Consider the following 21,549-nt stretch of genomic DNA (forward strand, 5'->3'; position numbering starts at 1 on the left):
CGGAGATGTTGAATATCAGAGCGCTTTCGCGAGCAGGCTCGCTCCCACAGGGTTTAGCGTCAAACGCTAGACCGACGCCAGCACCAGGTGCATATACCGCGTCAGAATCCCGAGCATGTCCTCTTCGGCCAGAGGCTCAGCGTCGTTGAGCAGGCCCTGATATTCCATCCGCCCGATAATCGCCGTCAACACCTTGGCATCCTGCTGCGGTTCACGCGAGCCCAGTACCTGGAACAACTGGCAGGTGCCCTGCAGCAGAATCTGCTGGTGCGAGCGCACCAGAATGGCCAGACGCGGATTAAGCAGCGCTTCCTGACGGAACGCCTGTTCGGCCATCAGATGCTCGCGGCGGTTGATCAGTTGCCGGTGCACGTAATCGGCCATCAATCGCGCAATGTCATCGGCCAGTTGCGAGCGCGACTCCGGGCTGCCGTCGGCGCTGACCACCATTTCGCGCAGCAGCCCTTCGTTATTGATCCACAACTTGGCCATGTACGCCGCGCTGCGTTCAACGTATTGAGCGAAGGTATCGGTGAGCAGGTCATCGATGTCCTTGAAGTAATACGTGGTCGCCGACAGCGGCACGCCGGCCTCCGCCGCGACCGCACGATGGCGCACGGCACGCACGCCGTCGCGCACGACAATGCGCATCGCGGCGTCGAGAATGTCCTGGCGACGCTGCTCACTGCCCTGTCGGCTGGCCTTGCGGCCCTGGTACTGAACACTTTCAGCGACCGCAGTGGCGATACCCGCTGCACCTTCTTGAGCTAATGCACCCATCACGACAGCACTTCCTCTACTAATGCCAAATTAACCAATTGATACATTTGTACCAGACAGGCAATAAAAAGCCGCCTGTTTTAGGCGGCTTTTTAACTGAAACGTTTACGCTTGCGGTCGCATGTGCGGGAACAGGATCACATCGCGGATCGACGGCGAGTTGGTCAGCAACATCACCAGACGATCGATGCCGATACCTTCGCCGGCGGTTGGGGGCATGCCGTACTCCAGCGCACGGACGAAGTCGGCGTCGTAGTGCATGGCTTCGTCGTCGCCGGCGTCCTTGTCGGCCACCTGCGCCATGAAGCGCTCGGCCTGGTCTTCCGCGTCGTTCAACTCGGAGTAGGCGTTGGCGATTTCACGCCCACCGATGAACAGCTCGAAGCGGTCGGTGACGTTCGGGTTTTCGTCGTTGCGACGGGCCAGCGGCGACACTTCGAACGGGTACTGAGTGATGAAGTGCGGCTGCTCCAGCTTGTGCTCGACCAGTTCTTCGAAAATCATCACCTGCAGTTTGCCCAGACCTTCGAAGCCCAGCACCTTGGCGCCGGCCTTCTTGGCGATGGCGCGAGCCTTGTCGATGTCGTTCAGATCATCGGCAGTCAGCTCAGGGTTGTACTTGAGGATCGAGTCGAACACCGACAGACGCACGAACGGCTCGCCGAAGTGGAACACCTTGTCGCCGTACGGCACGTCGGTGCTGCCCAGCACCAGCTGGGCCAGCTCGCGGAACAGCTCTTCGGTCAGGTCCATGTTGTCTTCGTAATCGGCGTACGCCTGATAGAACTCCAACATGGTGAATTCAGGGTTGTGACGAGTCGAAACGCCTTCGTTACGGAAGTTGCGGTTGATCTCGAAGACCTTTTCAAAACCACCAACCACCAGACGCTTCAGATACAGCTCTGGCGCGATACGCAGGAACATTTCCATGTCCAGCGCATTGTGGTGGGTTTCGAACGGCTTGGCTGCGGCGCCGCCGGGAATGGTCTGCAGCATCGGCGTTTCGACTTCGAGGAAGTCGCGCTTCATCAGGAAGCTGCGGATGTGCGCGATCACTTGCGAACGCACGCGGAAGGTCTGGCGCACGTCTTCGTTGACGATCAGGTCGACGTAACGCTGGCGGTAGCGCTGCTCGGTGTCGGTCAGGCCGTGGTGCTTGTCCGGCAGCGGGCGCAGCGACTTGGTCAGCAGGCGCACGTTGGTCATTTCAACGTACAGGTCGCCCTTGCCGGAACGTGCCAGGGTGCCTTCGGCGGCAATGATGTCGCCCATGTCCCAGGTTTTCACCGCGGCCAGGGTTTCTTCGGACAGCGTCTTGCGGTTGACGTAGACCTGAATGCGCCCGGTCATGTCCTGGATCACCATGAACGAGCCACGGTTGAGCATGATGCGACCGGCAACCTTGACCGGGATTGCAGCCTCTGCCAGCTCTTCCTTGGTCTTGTCCGCGTACTGTTTCTGCAAGGCATCGCAGTAGTTGTCGCGGCGGAAGTCGTTCGGGAAGGCATTGCCCTTGGCGCGCTCGGCAGCAAGCTTTTCCTTGCGCAGGGCGATCAGGGAGTTTTCTTCCTGTTGCAGGGCTTGCGGGTCGAGTTGTAGGTCGCTCATGTCTTTAAGTATTCCATCAGGTTCGTTGCCCCCAGCCTTCGACTGGGGATCGCGGGCGAGCCCGCTCCCACAGAGGGTGTTACAGGCCGGATTTCAGGCTGGCTTCCAGGTACTCATCGATGTCGCCATCGAGCACCTTGTCGCAATCGCTGCGTTCGATGTTGGTACGCAGATCCTTGATCCGCGAGGCATCGAGCACGTAAGAGCGAATCTGGTGACCCCAGCCGATATCGGACTTGGTGTCTTCCAGCGCCTGCGAGGCCGCATTGCGCTTCTGCATTTCCTGCTCGTACAACTTGGCCCGCAGCATCTTCATTGCGGTGTCCTTGTTGGCGTGCTGGGAACGCTCGTTCTGGCAGCTGACCACGGTGTTGGTCGGTACGTGGGTGATACGTACGGCCGAGTCGGTGGTGTTTACGTGCTGACCACCGGCACCGGAGGAACGATAGGTGTCGATCCGCAGGTCTGCCGGGTTGATTTCGATTTCCACCTTGTCATCGATCTCTGGCGAAACGAAAACAGCGGAGAACGAGGTATGGCGACGGTTGCCGGAGTCGAACGGGCTCTTGCGCACCAGACGGTGCACGCCGATTTCGGTACGCAGCCAGCCAAAGGCGTATTCGCCCTTGATGTGCACGGTCGCGCCCTTGATCCCGGCGACTTCACCGGCGGACAGTTCCATGATGGTCGCGTCGAAACCGCGTTTGTCGGCCCAGCGCAGGTACATGCGCAGGAGGATGTTGGCCCAGTCCTGCGCTTCGGTGCCGCCGGAACCGGCCTGGATGTCCAGGTAGGCGTTGTTCGGGTCCATTTCATGGCTGAACATGCGGCGGAATTCCAGCTTGGCCAGATTTTCCTCGAGACGGGCCAGCTCGGCGACGACATCGCCCACTGCGCCTTCGTCGTTTTCTTCGACGGCCATGTCCAGCAGGTCGCGGCAATCGGCCAGACCGCCGTTCAGTTCGTCGAGGGTGTCGACGATCTGCGCCAGCGCGGCACGCTCGCGGCCCAGCTCCTGGGCGTATTCAGGTTTGTTCCAGACACTCGGATCTTCAAGCTCGCGATTGACCTCGGTCAGACGCTCATGCTTTTGATCGTAGTCAAAGATACCCCCGAATAGTTTCGGAGCGCTCGGACAGGTCCTTGATGGTGTTCAGGATCGGGTTGATTTCCATGACGGGCAGCACTCGTTGGCGAACTTTTGAAAGCCGGCGAGTATAACGTAAACAGGCCGTCGCGGCAGCCCGTCTGGCGGTGAATGGGCCGAGATTGCTGCCCTCACCCTAGCCCTCTCCCGGAGGGAGAGGGGACCGATCGGGGGATATTTGAAACATACGCCGAATAGAATGGCTTCACCGAATCCGTGATCGCCAAGCCTGAAGATCCATAATCGCTGCGATCTCTCAGGTCGATGTCTGGCCCGAGACACCTCGGTCGGCCCCCTCTCCCTCCGGGAGAGGGCAGGGGTGAGGGCAACGGCCGTTACTCGATCCCGACCTGATTACGCCCATTGTTCTTGGCCAGATACAACCCGCGATCCGCCGCCGAAATCAGCAGCCGGCAATCACTCCCCGCCTGGGGCACCATGGTCGCCAGACCAATGCTGATGGTCAGACTGGAGCCCTCGGTCGGTGTGTTATGCGGGATCTTCAGCGCCGCCACGGTCTGGCGCAGTTTCTCGGCCAACAGCCGCGCGCCGCCGGGCGAGGTGTTCGGCAGGACCAGCACAAACTCCTCGCCGCCGTAACGCGCCGGCAGATCCGACGGTCGCGCACTGGCCTCGCGGATCGCCGTAGCGACCTTGCGCAGTGCTTCATCGCCTTCAACGTGGCCAAAACTGTCGTTGTACGACTTGAAGTAATCGACGTCGATCATCAGCAACGACAGCTGCGTCTGATCGCGCAGGGAACGGCGCCACTCCAGTTCCAGGTACTCGTCAAAGTGACGACGGTTGGACAGCCCCGTCAGGCCGTCGGAGTTCATCAGCCGTTGCAGCACCAGGTTGGTGTCGAGCAACTGCTGCTGGCTGACCCGCAACGCTCGGTAAGCGGCGTCGCGCTGCAGCAATGTCATGTAGGACCGCGAGTGGTAGCGAATGCGCGCGACCAGTTCGATGGTGTCCGGCAGCTTCACCAGATAATCGTTGGCGCCAGCGGAAAACGCCGCGCTTTTGATCAGCGGGTCTTCCTTGGTCGAAAGAACGATGATCGGGATATCCTTGGTCGCCGGATGATTGCGGTATTCGCGCACCAGGCTCAGGCCATCGAGGCCGGGCATCACCAGATCCTGAAGGATCACCGTCGGCTTGATCCGCACCGCCTGGGCGATGGCCTGCTGCGGGTCGGAGCAGAAGTGGAAGTCGATGTTTTCCTGATTCGACAGCCCACGGCGCACCGCTTCGCCGATCATCGCCTGATCATCCACCAACAACACCATGGCGGCGTTCTCGTCGGTTTTAATGTCGTCGATCTGTAAATCATTCATGAGCGGTCACCTGAGTACTGCGGGGGCCTGGATTGCGGATCAACCTGATCATTTGGGGAAAATCTCCAGCAATCGTGGCGCTATCTTTTCCAGCGGGCGGATTTCCACCGCGGCATCGATCGCCGCGGCAGCCTTGGGCATGCCGTACACCGCACTGCTGTGCTGATCCTGGGCGATGGTCAAATAACCCTGCTGGCGCATGAGCTTAAGCCCTTGCGCGCCATCGCGCCCCATCCCGGTCAATAAAACCCCGACGGCGTCACCGTTCCAGTAACTGGCGACGCTCTCGAAAAACACGTCGATCGAGGGGCGATAGATCTCGTTGACCGGTTCGGCGGTGTAGGCCAGCGTGCCGTTTTTCAACAGGCGAATATGGTGATTGGTCCCGGCCAGCAGCACCGCACCACTTTGCGGCGGCTCGCCCTCACGGGCCAGACGCACATCGAGGCCGCTGGCGCTGGCCAGCCATTCGGCCATGCCGGCGGCGAATACCTGATCGACATGCTGCACCAGCACGATCGCCGCGGAAAAATCCTTCGGCAGACCTTTGAGCAGCACTTCCAGCGCCGCCGGCCCGCCAGCAGACGAGCCGATTGCCACCAGCCGCTGACGTGACGGCGAACTGCGCGGCGAACTCGGCGCCGGGCGCGCGCGTGGCGCCTTGTCGCCGATCAGCCAGCCGATGTTGAGGATCTTGCGCAACAACGGCGCCGCCGCTTCCTGGGCATTGCCGGCGCCGATCGCCGGCGTGTCGACCACGTCCAGCGCGCCGTGGCCCATGGCCTCGAACACGCGGTGCACGTTCTGTTGACGATCCACGGTGACGATGACAATCGCGCACGGCGTCTCGGCCATGATCCGCCGCGTGGCTTCGACGCCGTCCATGATCGGCATGATCAGGTCCATCAGAATCAGGTCCGGGGTGTATTCGGCGCAGCGTTGCACCGCCTCGGCGCCGTTGCTGGCGACCCAGATCACCTGATGCGCCGGCTCGAAGGCCAGCGCTCGGCGCAGGGCCTCCACCGCCAGGGGCATGTCGTTGACAATTGCGATCCTCATGCCCGCGCTCCCCCGATGAGCTCGACCACTGCATCGAGCAGGGCGTCGTCATGAAAACTGGCTTTGGCTAGATAATAGTCGGCGCCGGCATCCAGTCCACGGCGGCGGTCTTCTTCGCGATCCTTGTATGACACGACCATCACCGGCAGCGATTGCAGACGGTTGTCGCGGCGCAGCAGCGTGACCAGCTCGATGCCGTCCATGCGCGGCATGTCGATGTCGGTGATCAGCAGATCGAAGTTCTCCGAACGCAGCGCATTCCAGCCGTCCATGCCGTCCACCGCCACCGCGACGTCGTAGCCACGATTGAGCAGCAGTTTGCGTTGCAGCTCGCGCACGGTCAGCGAATCGTCGACCACCAAGACTCGTTTGCGCGCCGCTTCGGCAGCTTGATTGCCGTGGCGGGCAATGCGCTCCAGGCGCCCGGTATTGAGCAGCTTGTCCACCGAACGCAGCATGTCTTCGACATCGACGATCAGCACCACCGAGCCGTCATCGAGCAAGGCCCCGGCGGAGATGTCCTGAACCTTGCCCAGACGCTCGTCCAGCGGCAACACCACCAGCGTGCGTTCACCCACGAAGCGCTCGACCGCCACCCCATAAATCGCCTCGCGCTCGCGGATCACCACGACTTTCAGGGTAGCTCCATCGTTCTGACTGGCCGGGCGATTGAGCAACTGGCTGGCCGCGACCAGCCCGACATGCTGGCCTTCGTGCCAGAAATGCTGACGCCCCTCGACCTGCACAATGTCTTCCGGCGCCAGATCGCACATGCGTTCGATGTGCGCCAACGGGAATGCGTAAGCCTCTTCGCCGACTTCCACCACGAGGCTGCGCACCACCGAAAGCGTCAACGGCACCTCCAAATGGAAACGACTGCCCTCGCCCGCCGTCTGCTCCAGCACCACGGCCCCGCGCAATTGGCGAACCATGTGTTGAACAGCATCCAGACCAACGCCACGCCCGGACACCTCGGTGACCTTGTCGCGCAAGCTGAATCCCGGCAGAAACAGGAAGGTCAGCAGTTCTTCTTCGCTCAATTGCGCTGCGGTTTCGGCTGGGGATAACTGCCGTTCGACGATGCTGCGGCGGACTTTATCCAGATCGACGCCACCGCCGTCATCGCTGAGTTCCAGCACCAGCAAACCGGCTTGGTGGGAGGCGCGCAGGCGAATCAGGCCTTCTTCGGGCTTGCCCTTGCGCAGGCGTTGCTCCGGGGTTTCGATGCCGTGATCGACAGCATTGCGCAGCAAGTGAGTCAGCGGCGCCTCGAGTTTTTCCAGCACATCGCGATCGACCTGGGTTTTCTCGCCTTCGATCTCCAAGCGCACCTGCTTGCCGAGGCTGCGACCGAGGTCGCGAACCATGCGCGCCTGCCCGCTGAGCACGTCGGCGAACGGGCGCATGCGACAGGCCAGCGCGGTGTCATAGAGCACTTGCGCGCGCTGACTGGCCTGCCAGGCGAATTCGTCGAGTTCGGCGTTTTTCTCGCTGAGCAGTTGCTGCGACTCGGCGAGCAAACGTCGCGCATCTTCCAGCGACTCGAGCGCTTCCAGGCTCAGCGCATGCTCCTTCAGGTGCACATTGAGATTTTCCAGCGCGCGCAGGCCGTTGTTCTGCATGCGCTTGAGGCGCTGCATGGTCGCCAGATGCGGCTTGAGACGCTGGGTTTCCACCAGCGATTTGCTCGACAGATCGAGCAGGCTGTTCAGGCGCTCGGCGGTGACGCGCAAGACGCGCTCGCCGCCCTCGGTGGTGCGTTTGTTTTTACGCGGGGTCGGCTCGGCGGGCTCGTCGACCATCGGCGCCGACAGTATCGGCGCTGGTTCGATCTGCAACTCGGCCATCGGCGGCGCGGCCACCGCAGCGACTGGCACTGACGTGTCGAGCAAACGCCCCATCAGCGCCACATAAGCTTCAATGTCCGTGGGTTGCGGCGCATTGGCCGGCGTGGCGATGCGCATCAGCAGGTCGGTGCCCTGCAACAACGCGTCGATGTGTTCGGGACGCAGCAACAAACGCCCTTCCTGCGCGCTGACCAGGCAATCTTCCATGACGTGGGCGACGCTGACGCCGCTGTCGATGCCAACGATCCGCGCTGCGCCTTTGAGCGAGTGCGCCGCGCGCATGCACGACTCCAGTTGATCGGCCTGGGTCGGATTGCGCTCCAGCGCCAGCAGCCCGGCGCTGAGCACTTGGGTCTGGGCTTCGGCTTCGAGACTGAACAGCTCGAGCAGAGAGGCGTCGCGCATTTGCTCGGGGGTCATGTCAGGCTCCGGGTCACGGCGGACAACAGCTGTTCTTCATCCAGCCAGCGCAGGCTGCGACCGCGATATTGCAGAACGCCACGGGTGTATTTGGCACTGGCCTGCGCACCGGACTGCGACGCCGCGTCGAGGATGCGTTCGTCGATGGCATGAATGCCGTCGACCTCGTCTACCGGCACCACCACCGGCCCGCCATGGGCAGCGATGATCAGCATGCGCGGCATGACTCGCCCGCCGCTGGCCGGCGCAACGCTGCCGTCGAGGTCGAGCAGTTCCACCAGCGACAGGCACGCAACCAGCGCGCCACGGACATTGGCCACACCGAGCAAGGCCCGCGAGCGCTGGTGCGGCAGCGAATGTATCGCCCGCAACGGCGCGACTTCGACAAGCGTGCGCGTGGCCAGTCCGAGCCATTCCTCGCCGAGGCGAAACATCAGCAGCGAGCGGGTCTTGACGTCGATTTCGACTTTGCTGACCACTGCTTCGCGCTGGTCCTGCTGCAACGAATAACGGTCGAGCAGGCGTGTGGCGGCGGCGGAATACACCGAGCAGTTGCGGCAATGAATGTGCTCTTCCAGCAACGGGCAGGACTTGTCGCCATGAATGCCGATGCGGTTCCAGCAATCGTCGATGGCGCGGGCGTCTTCGTGGGTAACGTTCAAGGTGTCGGACGCGCTCATCGTTTACGCTCACTGTCGGCGGTGCGCCCGCTGCGAGCGGCGCGCTCCTGCAATCGTCGGGCACCCACCGTGTCGCCTTGAGCCTGCAGCAACGCCGCCAGATGCATCAACGCTTCGGGATGTTGCGGTTCAAGGTACAAGGCCTTGCGGTAATAACCCTGGGCTTCGAGGCTCAGGCCGGCGACATCGCTGAGCAGGCCAAGCCAATAGAACACCTGCGCCACCGGCTCATGGCTGCGCAAATACTGCTCGCACGCGGCACGGGCCTCGGCGCTTTTGCCTTCGTTGGCCAGTGCAGCGATTTGCGCCAGCAACGTTGCGGCGTCCGGGTTGGCAGTTTTTTTCGTCACCGGCAAAGCCGTCACGGTAGCAAAAGGGCGGCTGCGCACTGGCGCTGGCGGCGGCGCGCTACGCAGTGGTTGGCTGACCGGCACGGCGACCGGTTTCGGCGTCGGCAGTGGTTCGGGGTGCGGCTCGCTGTGACGGCTGAAAGCGAACGACTGCGGGACGCCGATCGAACGCATGCCCAAACGCCCGAGCAGACTGCCCTCCGCCGGGCCGATAAACAGCACGCCGTCGACGTGGGTCAGGCGCTTGAGCACTTCGAACACCTGCTTCTGCGTCGGCTGGTCGAAGTAGATCAGCAGGTTGCGGCAGAACACGAAATCGAAGGCTGGCTCGCTGGCCAACAGCGTCGGATCGAGAACATTGCCGACCTGCCAGCGTACTTGTTCGCGAACGTATTCGTTGACCCGGTGGCCGTCCTGCTCGGCAAAAAAATGTCGCTCGCGGTATTCCAGATCCTGGCCGCGAAATGAATTTTTGCCATACAACGCACGCCGCGCCTTTTCCACCGAGAGCGGGCTGATGTCCATGCCGTCGACCTTGAATTGATGCGGCTGCAATCCGGCATCAAGCAAGGCCATGGCAATCGAGTAGGGTTCTTCGCCGGTCGAGCACGGCAGGCTGAGGATGCGCAACGCGCGCATATTGTTGAGTTCTTTAAGCCGAGCTCGCGCCAATTTGCCCAGCGTCGCGAAGGATTCCGGATAACGGAAAAACCACGTTTCCGGAACGATCACCGCTTCGATCAGCGCCTGCTGTTCATCCCGCGAGCCTTGCAACAGCTGCCAATATTCGTCGGTGTGGGCGGCTTGGGACAACGTCGTGCGCTGGCGCACCGCACGCTCGATGATCGCCGCGCCCACCGACGCGACATCGAGGCCGATGCGTTCCTTGAGGAAATCGAAAAAGCGCTGCTCACTGCTCATGGCTGCGCCTCAAGCTGCGCCGGATCACGCGGCGGATCGGGGAACAGCAAGCTGCGCACGGCGTCATCGAGCAAGTCATTGACCCGCACCCATTGCAGCAATCCCTGCGCATCTTCGCGCACCGGACCGAGGTACGGCGCCTCGCGGTTATCGAGGCCGTAGGGCTGAAAATCGTCCGGATGACAGCGCAGCGTGTCGGTGGCCTGCTCGAGAATCAGCCCGAGCCATTGCGCTGCTTGCGCTTGATCCGGCTGATAATTGACCAGCACCAGCCGCGTGCTGGTGCGCGCCTCGGCGGGCTGGCCAAAAGTCAGCGCGCTGAGGTCGATCACCGGCACCACCGCACCGCGATAGGCAAACACCCCGGCCACCCAATGCGGCGTCTGGGCAATCGGTTTCAGCGGCAGGCGCGGCAGCACTTCGGCCACTTCGGTGGCGCGCAGGGCGTAACGCTCGTTGCCGATGCGAAACAGCAGAAACAGTGCCTGCTTCGCCACTGGTGCGGCGCCACGCTTGGCGATGATGTCGCTCATCAGACTTTGAATCGCGAAACGCCGCTGCGCAGGCCGACGGCCACCTGGCTCAGTTCGTCGATGGCGAAACTGGCCTGACGCAGCGATTCGACGGTCTGGCTGCTGGCATCTCCCAACTGCACCAGCGCATGGTTGATCTGCTCAGCGCCAGTGGCCTGGGCCTGCATGCCTTCGTTGACCATCAGCACGCGTGGCGCCAGTGCCTGCACCTGATGGATGATCTGCGACAACTGCTCGCCGACCTGCTGCACTTCCGACATGCCGCGGCGTACTTCTTCGGAAAACTTGTCCATGCCCATCACGCCGGCCGACACCGCCGACTGGATCTCGCGAACCATCTGTTCGATGTCGTAGGTGGCCACGGCGGTCTGATCGGCCAGGCGCCGGACTTCGGTGGCGACCACGGCAAAACCGCGACCGTACTCGCCGGCCTTCTCGGCTTCGATCGCTGCGTTGAGCGACAGCAGGTTGGTCTGGTCAGCCACTTTGACGATGGTCACCACCACCTGATTGATGTTGCCGGCCTTCTCGTTGAGGATCGCCAGTTTGGCGTTGACCAGATCCGCCGCACCCATGACCGAGTGCATGGTGTCTTCCATGCGTGCCAGGCCTTGCTGGCCGGAGCCGGCGAGTACCGAGGCCTGATCGGCAGCGGTGGACACTTCGGTCATGGTGCGCACCAGATCCCGCGAGGTCGCGGCGATTTCGCGAGAGGTTGCGCCGATTTCGGTGGTAGTCGCTGCGGTTTCGGTGGCGGTGGCTTGTTGCTGCTTGGACGTGGCGGCGATCTCGGTCACCGAGGTGGTCACCTGCACCGAGGAGCGCTGGGCCTGGGATACCAGCGACGTCAGCTCGGTCATCATGTCGTTGAAGCCGGTTTCGACCGCGCCGAACTCATCCTTGCGATCGAGGTTCAGACGCGAACTCAGATCGCCGGTGCGCATGATGTCGAGGATGGTCACGATGCGGTTCATCGGCGCCATGATCGCGCGCATCAGCAGCAGCCCACAGAGACCGGCGGCCAGCACCGCGACCAGCAGGGAAATGACCATGCTGACTTTGGCCGTTGCCACCGCGTCGTCGATATTGGCCATGGCGGTATCAGCGACGACTTTGTTTTCGCCAATGATGTCATTGAGTTTCATGCGCCCCGCGTACCACGCCGGGGTCAGTTTTTCGTTGAATAACTTGACCGCATCCGCTTCAAGATTGCGACTGCGCAGGTCCAGCACAGCGTTCTGAATCTCGATGTAGGTGTCGTGGTATTTCTCGAACAGGGCGAACTCGGATCGGTCTTCATCAGTGGCCATGGTCTTGCGATAGTTGGCCATCTGCTCTTGCAGCCGCGCCTCGAACGCCTTGTAGTCGGCAGCGTCTTCGCTGGAAATGCCCTGGCCTTCCTTGAGGCCGAGCAGCTCCTGGGTCTGCAAATAACTGTCGACCCACGCACCGCGAATCATCGAGCTGTAATAGACACCGGGGATGGCATCGTCGCGCACGCTGTTTTCACTGGCCTCGATCTTCAACAACCGCGAGTAGGACAGAACCACCATCAACAGCATGATGGCGATAATCACCGCAAAGCTCGCCAAAATGCGTTGGCGCAACGTCCAGTTCTTCACAGTGAATCCTCGTGCCTGATCGAAATGCGGGGAGTATAGCCGAGCGCGGTGTTTCATTTATAAGACGCTTTCGCTGGCAACATTGTCCCGTGGGAGCGAGCCTGCTCGCGAAGGCCACACCGCGGTCCCGGCAAATCCCCAACTGCGCAAGAAGTTGCGCAGTTGGTCGTAATATTTCAGGGCCTAAATCCTCTGCAGCCCAAGCGGTGCAAGCCCTGCAGCCAAGTGCGCAAGAAGTTGCGCAGTACTGCGCAACTTCTTGCGCACTTTCTCTCGGTTATCCCGCTGAAAATCGCCCCAAATGATGACCAACCACCGTGGCGTCCCCGCCATCCGGGCACCGCGCAAAACCTGGCACGCTCCTTGATAACCCTCAGCTACCCACCGGGCGATTTCGCCTCCGGGCACCCTAACTTTATCCGCAAGGAGAGCACCCCATGGCAACACCAGCGTACATGTCGGTTACCGGCGAAAAACAAGGCCTGATCACTGCCGGCGCTTTCACCGCCGACTCCGTTGGCAACACCTACCAGGAAGGCCACGAAGACCAGGTCATGGTTCAGGCTTTCACCCACGACGTGATCATCCCGCGTGATCCGCAATCCGGTCAGCCAACCGGTCAGCGCGTTCACAAGCCAGTTGTGATCACCAAGGTCTACGACAAGGCTTCGCCACTGCTGCAAGCAGCACTGACTTCCGGCGAGCGCATGAGCGAAATCGTTATCCAGTGGTACCGCACTTCGGCTCAAGGCACCCAAGAGCACTACTACACCACCAAACTGGAAGACGCGATCATCGTCGCCATCAACAACAAAATGCACAACTGCCAGGATCCAGGCAACGCGCACTTCACCCACCTGGAAGAAGTGCAGTTCACCTACCGCAAAATCACCTGGACCCACGAAGTATCCGGTACTTCGGGTTCCGATGACTGGCGTGCTCCAGTCGTTTAATTACGGCTGACCGTTACACGCATCGGCCAGCTCTGCTGGTCGATGTTGTTTACGCCCCTCCAGAATTTCGCGTACGTTGAGCCGCTTTTTTGCGGTCGTCGACGAGCGCCGCTGTACAGCACGAGGAACAAGGGATGTTCGCGCCGGCCAATGAAACCCACTTTGCCCTGACCATCGAAGGGCTTTCCGCCGACTTTCAGGTATTTACCCTCACCGGTCGGGAAGCCATCAGCCAGCCTTTTGTCTTTGAGGTGGAACTGGTCAGTGAGCAGCCGTCGCTGGACCTCGAAACCCTGCTGCACAAACCGGCCTTTCTGCAGCTGTCGCCTGACGGCAGCGGCATTCATGGCCAGATCTACCGCGCCGCGCAAGGCGATTCCGGCAAGCGTCTGACCCGTTATTCGGTGACGCTGCGCCCACAACTGGCGTATCTGGCGCACCGTATCAACCAGCGCATCTTCCAGAACCTCAGCGTGCCGAAAATCATCGGCATGGTCCTGGAAGAGCACGGCATTCAAGGCAACGCCTACGAATTCAAGACCGGCTCGATCTATCCCGAACGCATCTACTGCGTGCAATACGACGAGTCGGATCTGCACTTCATCCAGCGCCTGTGTGAAGAAGAAGGCATTCACTTCCACTTCCAGCACAGCGCCAACGCGCACAAGCTCGTTTTCGGCGATGACCAGACGGTGTTCCCGAAACTCGCCCCGGTGCCCTATCAGCAAGACTCCGGCATGGTCGCCAGCAACCCGGTGATCAAGCGTTTCGACCTGCGCCTGGAAACCCGCACCAGCCGCACCACGCGCCGCGACTACGACTTCGAAAAACCGCGCCTGACCCTGGAAAGCGAAAACCGTGGCGACGCCCTGCCCGACCTCGAAGACTACGATTACCCGGGCCGCTTCATCGACCGCGAGCGCGGCAAGCACCTGGCCAAACGCGCCCTCGAACGTCATCGCAGCGACTTCCAGCTCGCCGAAGGCAAGAGTGATCAGCCACTGCTGGTCAGCGGCCACTTTCTCGCCCTGACCGAACACCCGAAAGCCAAGTGGAACGACCTGTGGCTGCTCACTGAAGTCCTGCATGAAGGCAAGCAACCGCAAGTGCTCGAGGAGTCGGTGACCAGCGACACCACCGCCCTGAAAGACGATTTCCATCAGGGTTATCGCAACCGTTTCCAGGCCACGCCGTGGGACGTGCCCAACCGCCCGCCGCTGCGCCACCCGAAACCGCGCATCCTCGGCAGCCAGAGCGCCGTGGTCACCGGCCCGAAAGGCGAAGAAATCCACTGCGACGAATACGGCCGCGTCAAAGTCCAGTTCCACTGGGACCGCGAAGGCCAGGCCGACGACAAAACCAGCTGCTGGCTGCGCGTCTCCAGCGCCTGGGCCGGCGCCCAATACGGCGGCATCGCCATCCCGCGCATCGGCATGGAAGTGCTGGTCACCTTCCTTGAAGGCGACCCCGATCAACCGCTGATCAGCGGCTGCCTGTACCACAAGGAAAACACCGTCCCCTATCCACTGCCGGCGAACAAGACCCGCAGCACCTTCAAGACCCTGAGTTCGATGGGCGGTGGCGGCTACAACGAACTGCGCATCGAAGACAAGAAAGGTCAGGAGCAGATCTACCTGCACGCCCAGCGCGACTGGGACGAAAACATCGAGCACGACCAGAAAATCCGCGTCGGCAACGAACGCCACGACACCGTCGAAAAGAACAGCTACACCGAGTTCAAAGCCGAAGAACACCACACCGTCTACGCCGACCGCAAAGTCGAAACCCGCGCCAACGACCACCTCACCGTCGGCGTCAACCAGCACGTCAAGATCGGCACCGGCCAGTTCATCGACGCAGGTCAGGAAATCCACCTGAGCAGTGGCATGAAGGTGGTGATGGAAGCCGGTGCCGAACTCACGCTGGTCGGCGGCGGCAGCTTCATCAAGATCGATGCTGGCGGCGTGACCATGAGCGGGCCGGTGATCAACATGAACTCCGGCGGGAGCCCCGGCGTTGGTACGGGCGCCGCGCCATTGATGCCCGGCGTGCTGAAACAGGCGGATGCCGACAAGGCTGGCCAGGTCCTGACCCCGGCGCAAATCAACACCCTGAAACGTAACGCGCCGTTCTGTGAAGAATGCGAAAAATGCAAGGCAGGTGCCTGTGCCATCTGAACGAATCACCCCCAAGGACTGGCTGGCGCAACAGCCGCTGCAAAGCGGCGAGCGCCTGTACCTGATCGTCAGCGCGGCCAGCGACGCCGACGCCCTGAAAACCCTGTACCTCACCGAACCCACCGCCCAACTCATCCCGATCTGGGGCGGCACGCCCTACTCCACCTGGCAACCGGTGATGCCCTACCTCACCGAACTCAAAGCCAATTCCGCCTTCCTGCCATGGATCGCCGAAACCGACGCCCTCGACTGGGGCTGGCTGGCGGTGTCGCGTTCAGAACCGAACGAAGTGTTCGAACATCTGCGCAGCCTGACGCAGGTAAAAATGCCGGATGGCACCGAGGTGTTTTTCCGGTTTTGGGATGGGCGGCATATCTATCCGATTCTGCGGGGGCTTGGGGAAAAGGCTGGAGAAGTGCTGCCGGTGTTTGAGCGGTATCTGATCAATGGGCAGGCGCTGGAAGTGGGCACGCGGGTGGTGCCGAAGGTCAGGGACTGGCCGTGGTGGGAGGTGCCGAAGGGGTTGTTGGAAGGGTTGAGCAAGGACAATCCGGCGACGCTGGTCAGCAACCTGATGCAATGGCTGGAAGAAGACCGCCCGGACCTCTACACCGCATGGCCCGAGAACAATCTGAAGCTGAAAATCACCCGCTTCGTGCGCCGCCCGGATGCGCCGCAAAATCTTAAAGAAGCATTGATAAGCCACCTGATTTTGGAGCAAGGCTGATGGATCGCGTTGCCTTTGTTGACAACCAACTGAACACCTTCAAGGACAGTCTGAAGCTGTATCAGGCACAAACCAAAACCTGGTATGCACAGGCCCTCGACAAGGGTAGCCGTGCCGCTGACATGCCGTCTTTGTTGGGTATGGAGCGTGTCATCAAGGTGGGCAACACCAGTAAAGCGGTGAGCATGACCGACGGTAACTTCACCTCGAACGTAGCTCAATGTCCGCTCAAGGGTCCGTTGCTGATCGAGAGCAAATTCGAATCGGTTTACGACATTCCCATCGGCGATATCGAAGTCGAAATCGTGGCCGTGGACGGTGGTGCTGTCAGCAAGGTCAAACTCGACGCCCAAGGCAAAGCCGCATGGACCGGCGGTGTGCCCGGCAAGTTCTACATGATTCGCGTCCATAACGAAGTGACCCCGGCGCAGATCGACGCCCTCTTCAGTTCTTACAGCGGCGTGACTGCGGACCTTGAAGGTTTCCTGCGCAAGGAATGGGCCGGCTTCAAACCGCAATGGTCGAATCTTTCGACCTCCGGCACAGCCATGGCCATCGGCAACGGCATTCTTGAAGGTGGCTGGGAAGCGATCAAGGGCGTATGGGACGGCATCAGTCTCGTGCTCGACATCCTCCAGGACCCAGGAAAGTTTGCGAAGGATCTCGGCGCTGGCGCGGACGAGCTCATCAAAGTCGCCAAGAGCTCGCCGGACATCATGAAAAAGGCCATGTTGCTGGCCAGCGACGAGGCGGCTTTGTTTTTGCTGGTGCGCAGTGCGGTGATCTGGCTCGCGGGCTTGCCGCCGATGAAGATGGCGGGCGACGTAGCGAAGATGACCACGGCCATTGTCGTAGGCATTGCGATCGACATCGTGATCGGCGTGGTATTGACCATCGCGGCCGAAGGTACCGGCGTAATCTACCTTGCGGCCCGACTGAAGAAGTACGGAGAGCTTGTCATCAAGGCTGTGATCGGCTTCGTGAAGTCGGTGTTCAAGATCATCAACGGCTTTATGGAGTATGTCGCAAAGTACACCGCTGTGGCGGCCCGAGGGGTAACGGCAAAGGTCAGAAACGGGATTTCCGAGTTGCGTTTTGATGGGAAGAGAAACGCCAGACTTGCTGAAGGCAGAGTCGCTGATGATGTATCGACCCAGGCGACAAATCCCGCCGAAAAGAGCGCAGAGCCTGCTGCAAAGACTTGCACTAGCGGCTGCCCTGTTTCGATGGTCACTGGCGAAGAGTTACTGACGTTAACTGACGGCCACCTCGACGGCCTGCTCCCATTTGAATGGACCCGCCTCTACAGAACCAGCGCCGTAGAAATCGACTGCGGTCTCGGCTATGGATGGAGTCACGCGCTCGCTCATCGCATCGAGATCAATGGCGATGAAGTCATCTGGACCGACCAGGAAAACCGCTCCACCGCATTTCCGCTTCCAAGTGAGCAGCGTCCCGCCATCACCAACAGTCTCTCGCGAGCAGCCATTTTCCTGGGTGACGATCCATCCGAATTAGTTCTTGCTCAGGCAGGCAAGCGCCCATCGTTCTACCATTTCCGTCACGACAGCAAAGGCGCCAGCCTGATCGCCATCAGCGACAGCTATGGCAATCAGCTGCACGTCACCCGCGACATCCACGGTCGCATCAAGCGCCTCGACAACGGCGCCGGTCGCGCCCTGCTTCTGCGCTACGACCGCAAGCACATCATCGCCGTCGATTATCAGCAGTTTCTGCCCGCCGATAATCTGGAAGACGTCTGGAATACCGTGCAGACGTTGGTCACTTATAGCTACGACGCGCAACATCGCCTGATCGAGGCGAAAAACGCGGCGGGCGAAGCCGAGCGTTATCGCTACAACGAGCAGCACGTCATTCTCGAGCGGCAATTGGCAGGCGGCGCGGCGTTCTATTGGGAATGGGAAAACGAAGGCAAACTGTCTCGCTGCACTCGTCACTGGGCCAACTTTTCGCAGATGGAAGCGCAGTACGTCTGGGACGACAAAGGCAGCGTCACCGTAACCAACGCCGATGGCAGCGAAGAGGTCTATACCCACGACGATCAGGCCCGATTGATCAGCAAGATCGATCCGGATGGTGCCGAGCATCTCAAGGCCTACAACGACAAAGGCCAATTGATCGCCGAAAAGGATCCGCTGGGCGCAGTCACTGAATATCGCTATGACGATAATGGTTTGATGACCGCGGTCATCCCGCCGGAAGACGAAGCCACCACTTACGAGTACATCAATGGTTTCGTCAGCGACGTTCGTCGCGGCAAAGTCAGTTGGAAGTACCAACGCAACCGTCAGGGTGATGTCACTGCGCAGATTGACCCGGACGGCAATGCCACCCATTACAGCTATGACCCGCAGGGTCGTCTGTTGGAAATCCGTCACCCGGACGGCAGCCGCCATCAGTTGGGCTGGAACAATCTCGGCCAGCTATTGGAAGAGCGCCTGCCTGATGGCGGTCAACGCAAGTACCGCTACGACGCACTGGGTAGGCAGATCACCAGCCAGGAAGAGTCAGGCGCGATTACGCATTACCTATGGGACACCGCCAATCGCCTCGCTCAAGTCACGCTACCAGGCGGTGCAACCCGAGCCTTTACTTATAACGACTATGGCAATGTCACCGCCGAACGCGATGAACTGGGTCGCATCACCCGCTACGAATACGCCGACAATCTGCACCTCGTCAGCCGCCGCATCAATCCCGACGGTAGCCAACTTCGCTACCGCTACGACAACTCGCGCCTGCTGCTCACTGAAATCGAAAACGAGCGCGGCGAGCACTACCACCTCAATTACTACGCCAACGGCCTGATTCAACAAGAAACAGGCTTCGATGGTCGTCGGACTGCCTACGAGTACGACCTCAACGGCCAACTGCTGAAGAAAACTGAATTTGGCGAAGACGGTAGCGAGCTGGTCACCGAATACCAGCGCGATGCCGCAGGCCGCTTGCTGGTAAAAACGCTGCCCGATGGCGAAGAGATTCACTACAGCTACGACGCGCTTGGTCGCTTGGTCAATGTCGACGACGGCCACTGGCCGCTCGCCTATAAATACGATCTGCAAGACCGACTCATCGAAGAACACCAAGGCTGGGGAACCTTGCGCTACGGATACGACAGCGTTGGCCAGCTCAAGCACTGCCGCCTTCCTGATGGTAGCAACCTCGATTACCGTCATTTGTCCGGTGGACGCCTGAGCAGCATTGACCTGAACGGTTCACGCCTGACCAGCCATCAGTTCAACGCCGGTCGCGAACAACAGCGCCAACAAGGCTTGCTGCTCAGCCAGTACCAATACGATGAACAGGGCCGACTGCAAGCGCACAGCGTCAGCCAACGGGACAAACACCTGTTCCATCGTCGCTACAACTACGATGCCAACGGCAACCTCGCCGGCATTAACGACAGCCGCAAAGGCAACCGCAGCTATCACTACGATCCACTGGATCGACTGATCAGCGTACGCGGCGCCATGCCAGAGAGCTTCGCTCACGACCCGGCAGGCAACCTCCTCGGACAAAATGACCTGCCCGCAGCCAACCTCGCCAACGTCAAAGGTAATCGCCTCTTGATGCAAGGCGACCGCCACTACGACTACGACGCGTACGGAAATTTGATCCGCGAGCGTCGCGGCACCGGCCAAAAGCTCGTCACCGAATACCGCTACGACTGCCAGCATCGCCTGATCGGCGTCAGCCTGCCGGGAGGCACCATCGCATCCTACAAATACGACGCCTTCGGCCGCCGCATCGAGAAAACAGTCGACGGCCACACCACTGAATTTCTCTGGCAAGGCGAACGCTTGATCGCCGAAAGTGCAGAAAATCGTTATCGCAGCTACATCTACGAACCAGGCAGTTTCCGCCCTTTGGCAATGCTGGACGGCGAAGGCCCATTGAAAGCGGCCCCGTTCTACTATCAACTCGACCACCTCGGAACGCCGCAAGAACTCACCGACTACAGCGGCGAAATCATGTGGTCAGCGAAGTACCGCGCCTACGGCAATCTTGCTGCACTGGACGTCAGCGAAATCGATAACCCGCTGCGATTCCAAGGACAGTATTTCGACGCCGAGACAGGGTTACATTACAACCGCCACCGCTACTACAATCCGGGGACTGGACGGTTCTTGACGCCGGACCCGATCAAGCTTGCAGGTGGGTTGAATAGCTACCAGTACGTGCCCAACCCTACGGGGTGGGTGGATCCTCTAGGTTTATCTAGCGGCCCCACAAATTGTCCACAGCCTGTCCCAGGCGGAACATGGAAGTTCAATTCTGAGGTTGATTTAGACTGGAGAGATACACCTGGGACGTCATACCAGCAAATGCATAAAGGAGTTGACGAAGCATTCACTCGAACAGGCGTGCCGAAAAACGAATTTACAGTTACTAAGTGGGGCAAAGACCAATATGGAAAATCTTATCCTACAGAATGGCGAGTATTAGAAGGCAGAAATAAAGGCGCAGAAGTTAACATGGATGATCCTCGTCTCGTTCCTTCTGGTGATGGCCCGGCTGATCCCCATGTCGGTTACCAAACGCCAGGCAAACGGGGTACAGGTGGAGCTGTTAGAGGCCACATTTTATTGGAATCCTTACCCGTATCACGCGCAAGAATTGGAGATCCGCAATGAACTACCTAGAAAAAGAGATCGATTCAACATTAGTGCAGCATGCCTTACCGCATGAAAAACTGAGCGACGACGAACTATCTGATCTGATCACTAAACTGACGACCGTATTTTTTTCTACTAAAGCTAAATATCTTGACCCGCTCCATTTAAAGTCAAACAAAAAACATCATGATCCAGAGTTTTGGAAAAAAGTTGACACGCTGGAAAATCTTGGACACCCGTTCCTTATAGTTCAAGACAGCAACATACACGCTTGGAAACTCGAGAACTCTTTAGATTTAAAAAAATTATTTTCCGAAACAACAGGATTCCCTTTTTGGATAGCCGACGATCTTTTTAACGTTCTAATCCACATGGATGATCATGACTGCGTCCATATCAGTAACAGCAGTGATTAGAAACAAAGAAAAGTGCAGCCCTTCAAATCAGAATAGATCATTTCCTCAAACGTTATACGCAGGCTGCCCGTAGTTGAATCTCTAAATAATCATCGAATCGAGCAATCGGGGAGAGACCATTTTTTATAGAGATGGTCGCCCAAAGTGAACAACCTCCACTTTTAGGCACTTTAAACAAGCCTGTCCCCTGAATAATTCCAACGTCTGCGCGAATCATGTATCAGCACGCCAGGACCGCGCACAAATTAATATTCGGCAATGACCAAGCGGTGTTTCCGAAATTCGCACCTGTGCCCTATCAGCAAGACCTCAGGCATGGTCGCCAGCAACCTGCT

Annotated in this window: 15 protein-coding genes; 5 read left to right on the forward strand and 10 right to left on the reverse strand. The window is 59.8% G+C overall.

All coding sequences use genetic code 11. From position 1 onward, the window contains the following. Positions 1–66: 66 nt before the first annotated feature. The 10 genes from ND528_RS16765 to ND528_RS16810 form a co-directional block, all read right to left on the reverse strand. The gene (locus ND528_RS16765) at positions 67–780 is read right to left on the reverse strand and encodes a TetR/AcrR family transcriptional regulator (protein WP_016771505.1); all 714 of its coding nucleotides are present in this window, start codon (positions 778–780) and stop codon (positions 67–69) included. A 105-nt stretch (positions 781–885) separates the two neighbouring features. Next, positions 886–2,388, reverse strand: a complete 1,503-nt coding sequence (gene lysS, locus ND528_RS16770; RefSeq protein WP_024011743.1) for a lysine--tRNA ligase — start codon at positions 2,386–2,388, stop codon at positions 886–888. 79 nt (positions 2,389–2,467) lie between these two features. Further along, a protein-coding gene (gene prfB, locus ND528_RS16775) for a peptide chain release factor 2 (RefSeq protein ID WP_099758102.1) occupies positions 2,468–3,563 on the reverse strand; the annotation gives its coding sequence in 2 pieces (ribosomal slippage) (positions 2,468–3,490 and positions 3,492–3,563; 1,095 coding nt in all). A 307-nt stretch (positions 3,564–3,870) separates the two neighbouring features. Continuing rightward, complete coding sequence (locus tag ND528_RS16780; RefSeq protein WP_263470745.1) at positions 3,871–4,872, reverse strand: PleD family two-component system response regulator; 1,002 nt, start codon at positions 4,870–4,872, stop codon at positions 3,871–3,873. Positions 4,873–4,920: 48 nt separating this feature from the next. Beyond that, the gene (gene cheB, locus ND528_RS16785) at positions 4,921–5,931 is read right to left on the reverse strand and encodes a chemotaxis response regulator protein-glutamate methylesterase (RefSeq protein WP_125927852.1); all 1,011 of its coding nucleotides are present in this window, start codon (positions 5,929–5,931) and stop codon (positions 4,921–4,923) included. Beyond that, positions 5,928–8,198, reverse strand: a complete 2,271-nt coding sequence (locus ND528_RS16790; RefSeq protein ID WP_263470746.1) for a hybrid sensor histidine kinase/response regulator — start codon at positions 8,196–8,198, stop codon at positions 5,928–5,930. Before ND528_RS16790 ends, cheB begins: the two co-directional genes overlap by 4 nt. Next, positions 8,195–8,878, reverse strand: a complete 684-nt coding sequence (locus ND528_RS16795; protein ID WP_263470747.1) for a chemotaxis protein CheW — start codon at positions 8,876–8,878, stop codon at positions 8,195–8,197. Before ND528_RS16795 ends, ND528_RS16790 begins: the two co-directional genes overlap by 4 nt. Then, positions 8,875–10,149, reverse strand: coding sequence for a CheR family methyltransferase (locus ND528_RS16800; protein WP_263470748.1), 1,275 nt, complete (start codon positions 10,147–10,149; stop codon positions 8,875–8,877). Before ND528_RS16800 ends, ND528_RS16795 begins: the two co-directional genes overlap by 4 nt. Then, positions 10,146–10,682: a chemotaxis protein CheW gene (locus ND528_RS16805; RefSeq protein WP_263470749.1), complete on the reverse strand. Its 537-nt coding sequence runs from the start codon at positions 10,680–10,682 to the stop codon at positions 10,146–10,148. Before ND528_RS16805 ends, ND528_RS16800 begins: the two co-directional genes overlap by 4 nt. Next, positions 10,682–12,304: a methyl-accepting chemotaxis protein gene (locus ND528_RS16810; RefSeq protein ID WP_137215238.1), complete on the reverse strand. Its 1,623-nt coding sequence runs from the start codon at positions 12,302–12,304 to the stop codon at positions 10,682–10,684. Before ND528_RS16810 ends, ND528_RS16805 begins: the two co-directional genes overlap by 1 nt. A gap of 437 nt (positions 12,305–12,741) precedes the next feature. Here ND528_RS16810 and ND528_RS16815 point away from each other — a divergent pair, with 437 nt between their 5' ends. From ND528_RS16815 to ND528_RS16835, 5 genes are all read left to right on the forward strand, one after another. Then, entirely contained in the window at positions 12,742–13,257 is a 516-nt protein-coding gene (locus ND528_RS16815) for an Hcp family type VI secretion system effector (protein WP_007949952.1), read from the forward strand. A gap of 134 nt (positions 13,258–13,391) precedes the next feature. Further along, positions 13,392–15,434 carry a type VI secretion system Vgr family protein gene (tssI, locus tag ND528_RS16820; protein ID WP_263470750.1) on the forward strand — a complete coding sequence of 681 codons (2,043 nt, stop codon included), beginning with the start codon at positions 13,392–13,394 and terminating at the stop codon, positions 15,432–15,434. After that, positions 15,424–16,161, forward strand: coding sequence for a DUF4123 domain-containing protein (locus tag ND528_RS16825; protein ID WP_263470751.1), 738 nt, complete (start codon positions 15,424–15,426; stop codon positions 16,159–16,161). Before tssI ends, ND528_RS16825 begins: the two co-directional genes overlap by 11 nt. Beyond that, on the forward strand, positions 16,161–20,816 hold the full coding sequence (locus ND528_RS16830; protein ID WP_263470752.1) for an RHS repeat-associated core domain-containing protein: 4,656 nt from the start codon (positions 16,161–16,163) through the stop codon (positions 20,814–20,816). Before ND528_RS16825 ends, ND528_RS16830 begins: the two co-directional genes overlap by 1 nt. Beyond that, positions 20,813–21,214: a hypothetical protein gene (locus tag ND528_RS16835; protein ID WP_137215234.1), complete on the forward strand. Its 402-nt coding sequence runs from the start codon at positions 20,813–20,815 to the stop codon at positions 21,212–21,214. The genes ND528_RS16830 and ND528_RS16835 overlap by 4 nt, the downstream gene beginning before the upstream one ends. Positions 21,215–21,549 lie beyond the last annotated feature (335 nt).

Source organism: Pseudomonas mercuritolerans (genome assembly GCF_025706525.1).
Taxonomy (GTDB): Bacteria; Pseudomonadota; Gammaproteobacteria; order Pseudomonadales; family Pseudomonadaceae; genus Aquipseudomonas; species Aquipseudomonas mercuritolerans.

Bases quoted from the DNA above. Each gene is read 5' to 3' on its own strand.
- ND528_RS16765 (WP_016771505.1), bottom strand. From the start codon at position 780: ATGGGTGCATTAGCTCAAGAAGGTGCAGCGGGTATCGCCACTGCGGTC.
- lysS (WP_024011743.1), bottom strand. From the start codon at position 2,388: ATGAGCGACCTACAACTCGACCCGCAAGCCCTGCAACAGGAAGAAAAC.
- ND528_RS16780 (WP_263470745.1), bottom strand. From the start codon at position 4,872: ATGAATGATTTACAGATCGACGACATTAAAACCGACGAGAACGCCGCC.
- cheB (WP_125927852.1), bottom strand. From the start codon at position 5,931: ATGAGGATCGCAATTGTCAACGACATGCCCCTGGCGGTGGAGGCCCTG.
- ND528_RS16790 (WP_263470746.1), bottom strand. From the start codon at position 8,198: ATGACCCCCGAGCAAATGCGCGACGCCTCTCTGCTCGAGCTGTTCAGT.
- ND528_RS16795 (WP_263470747.1), bottom strand. From the start codon at position 8,878: ATGAGCGCGTCCGACACCTTGAACGTTACCCACGAAGACGCCCGCGCC.
- ND528_RS16800 (WP_263470748.1), bottom strand. From the start codon at position 10,149: ATGAGCAGTGAGCAGCGCTTTTTCGATTTCCTCAAGGAACGCATCGGC.
- ND528_RS16805 (WP_263470749.1), bottom strand. From the start codon at position 10,682: ATGAGCGACATCATCGCCAAGCGTGGCGCCGCACCAGTGGCGAAGCAG.
- ND528_RS16815 (WP_007949952.1), top strand. From the start codon at position 12,742: ATGGCAACACCAGCGTACATGTCGGTTACCGGCGAAAAACAAGGCCTG.
- tssI (WP_263470750.1), top strand. From the start codon at position 13,392: ATGTTCGCGCCGGCCAATGAAACCCACTTTGCCCTGACCATCGAAGGG.
- ND528_RS16830 (WP_263470752.1), top strand. From the start codon at position 16,161: ATGGATCGCGTTGCCTTTGTTGACAACCAACTGAACACCTTCAAGGAC.
- ND528_RS16835 (WP_137215234.1), top strand. From the start codon at position 20,813: ATGAACTACCTAGAAAAAGAGATCGATTCAACATTAGTGCAGCATGCC.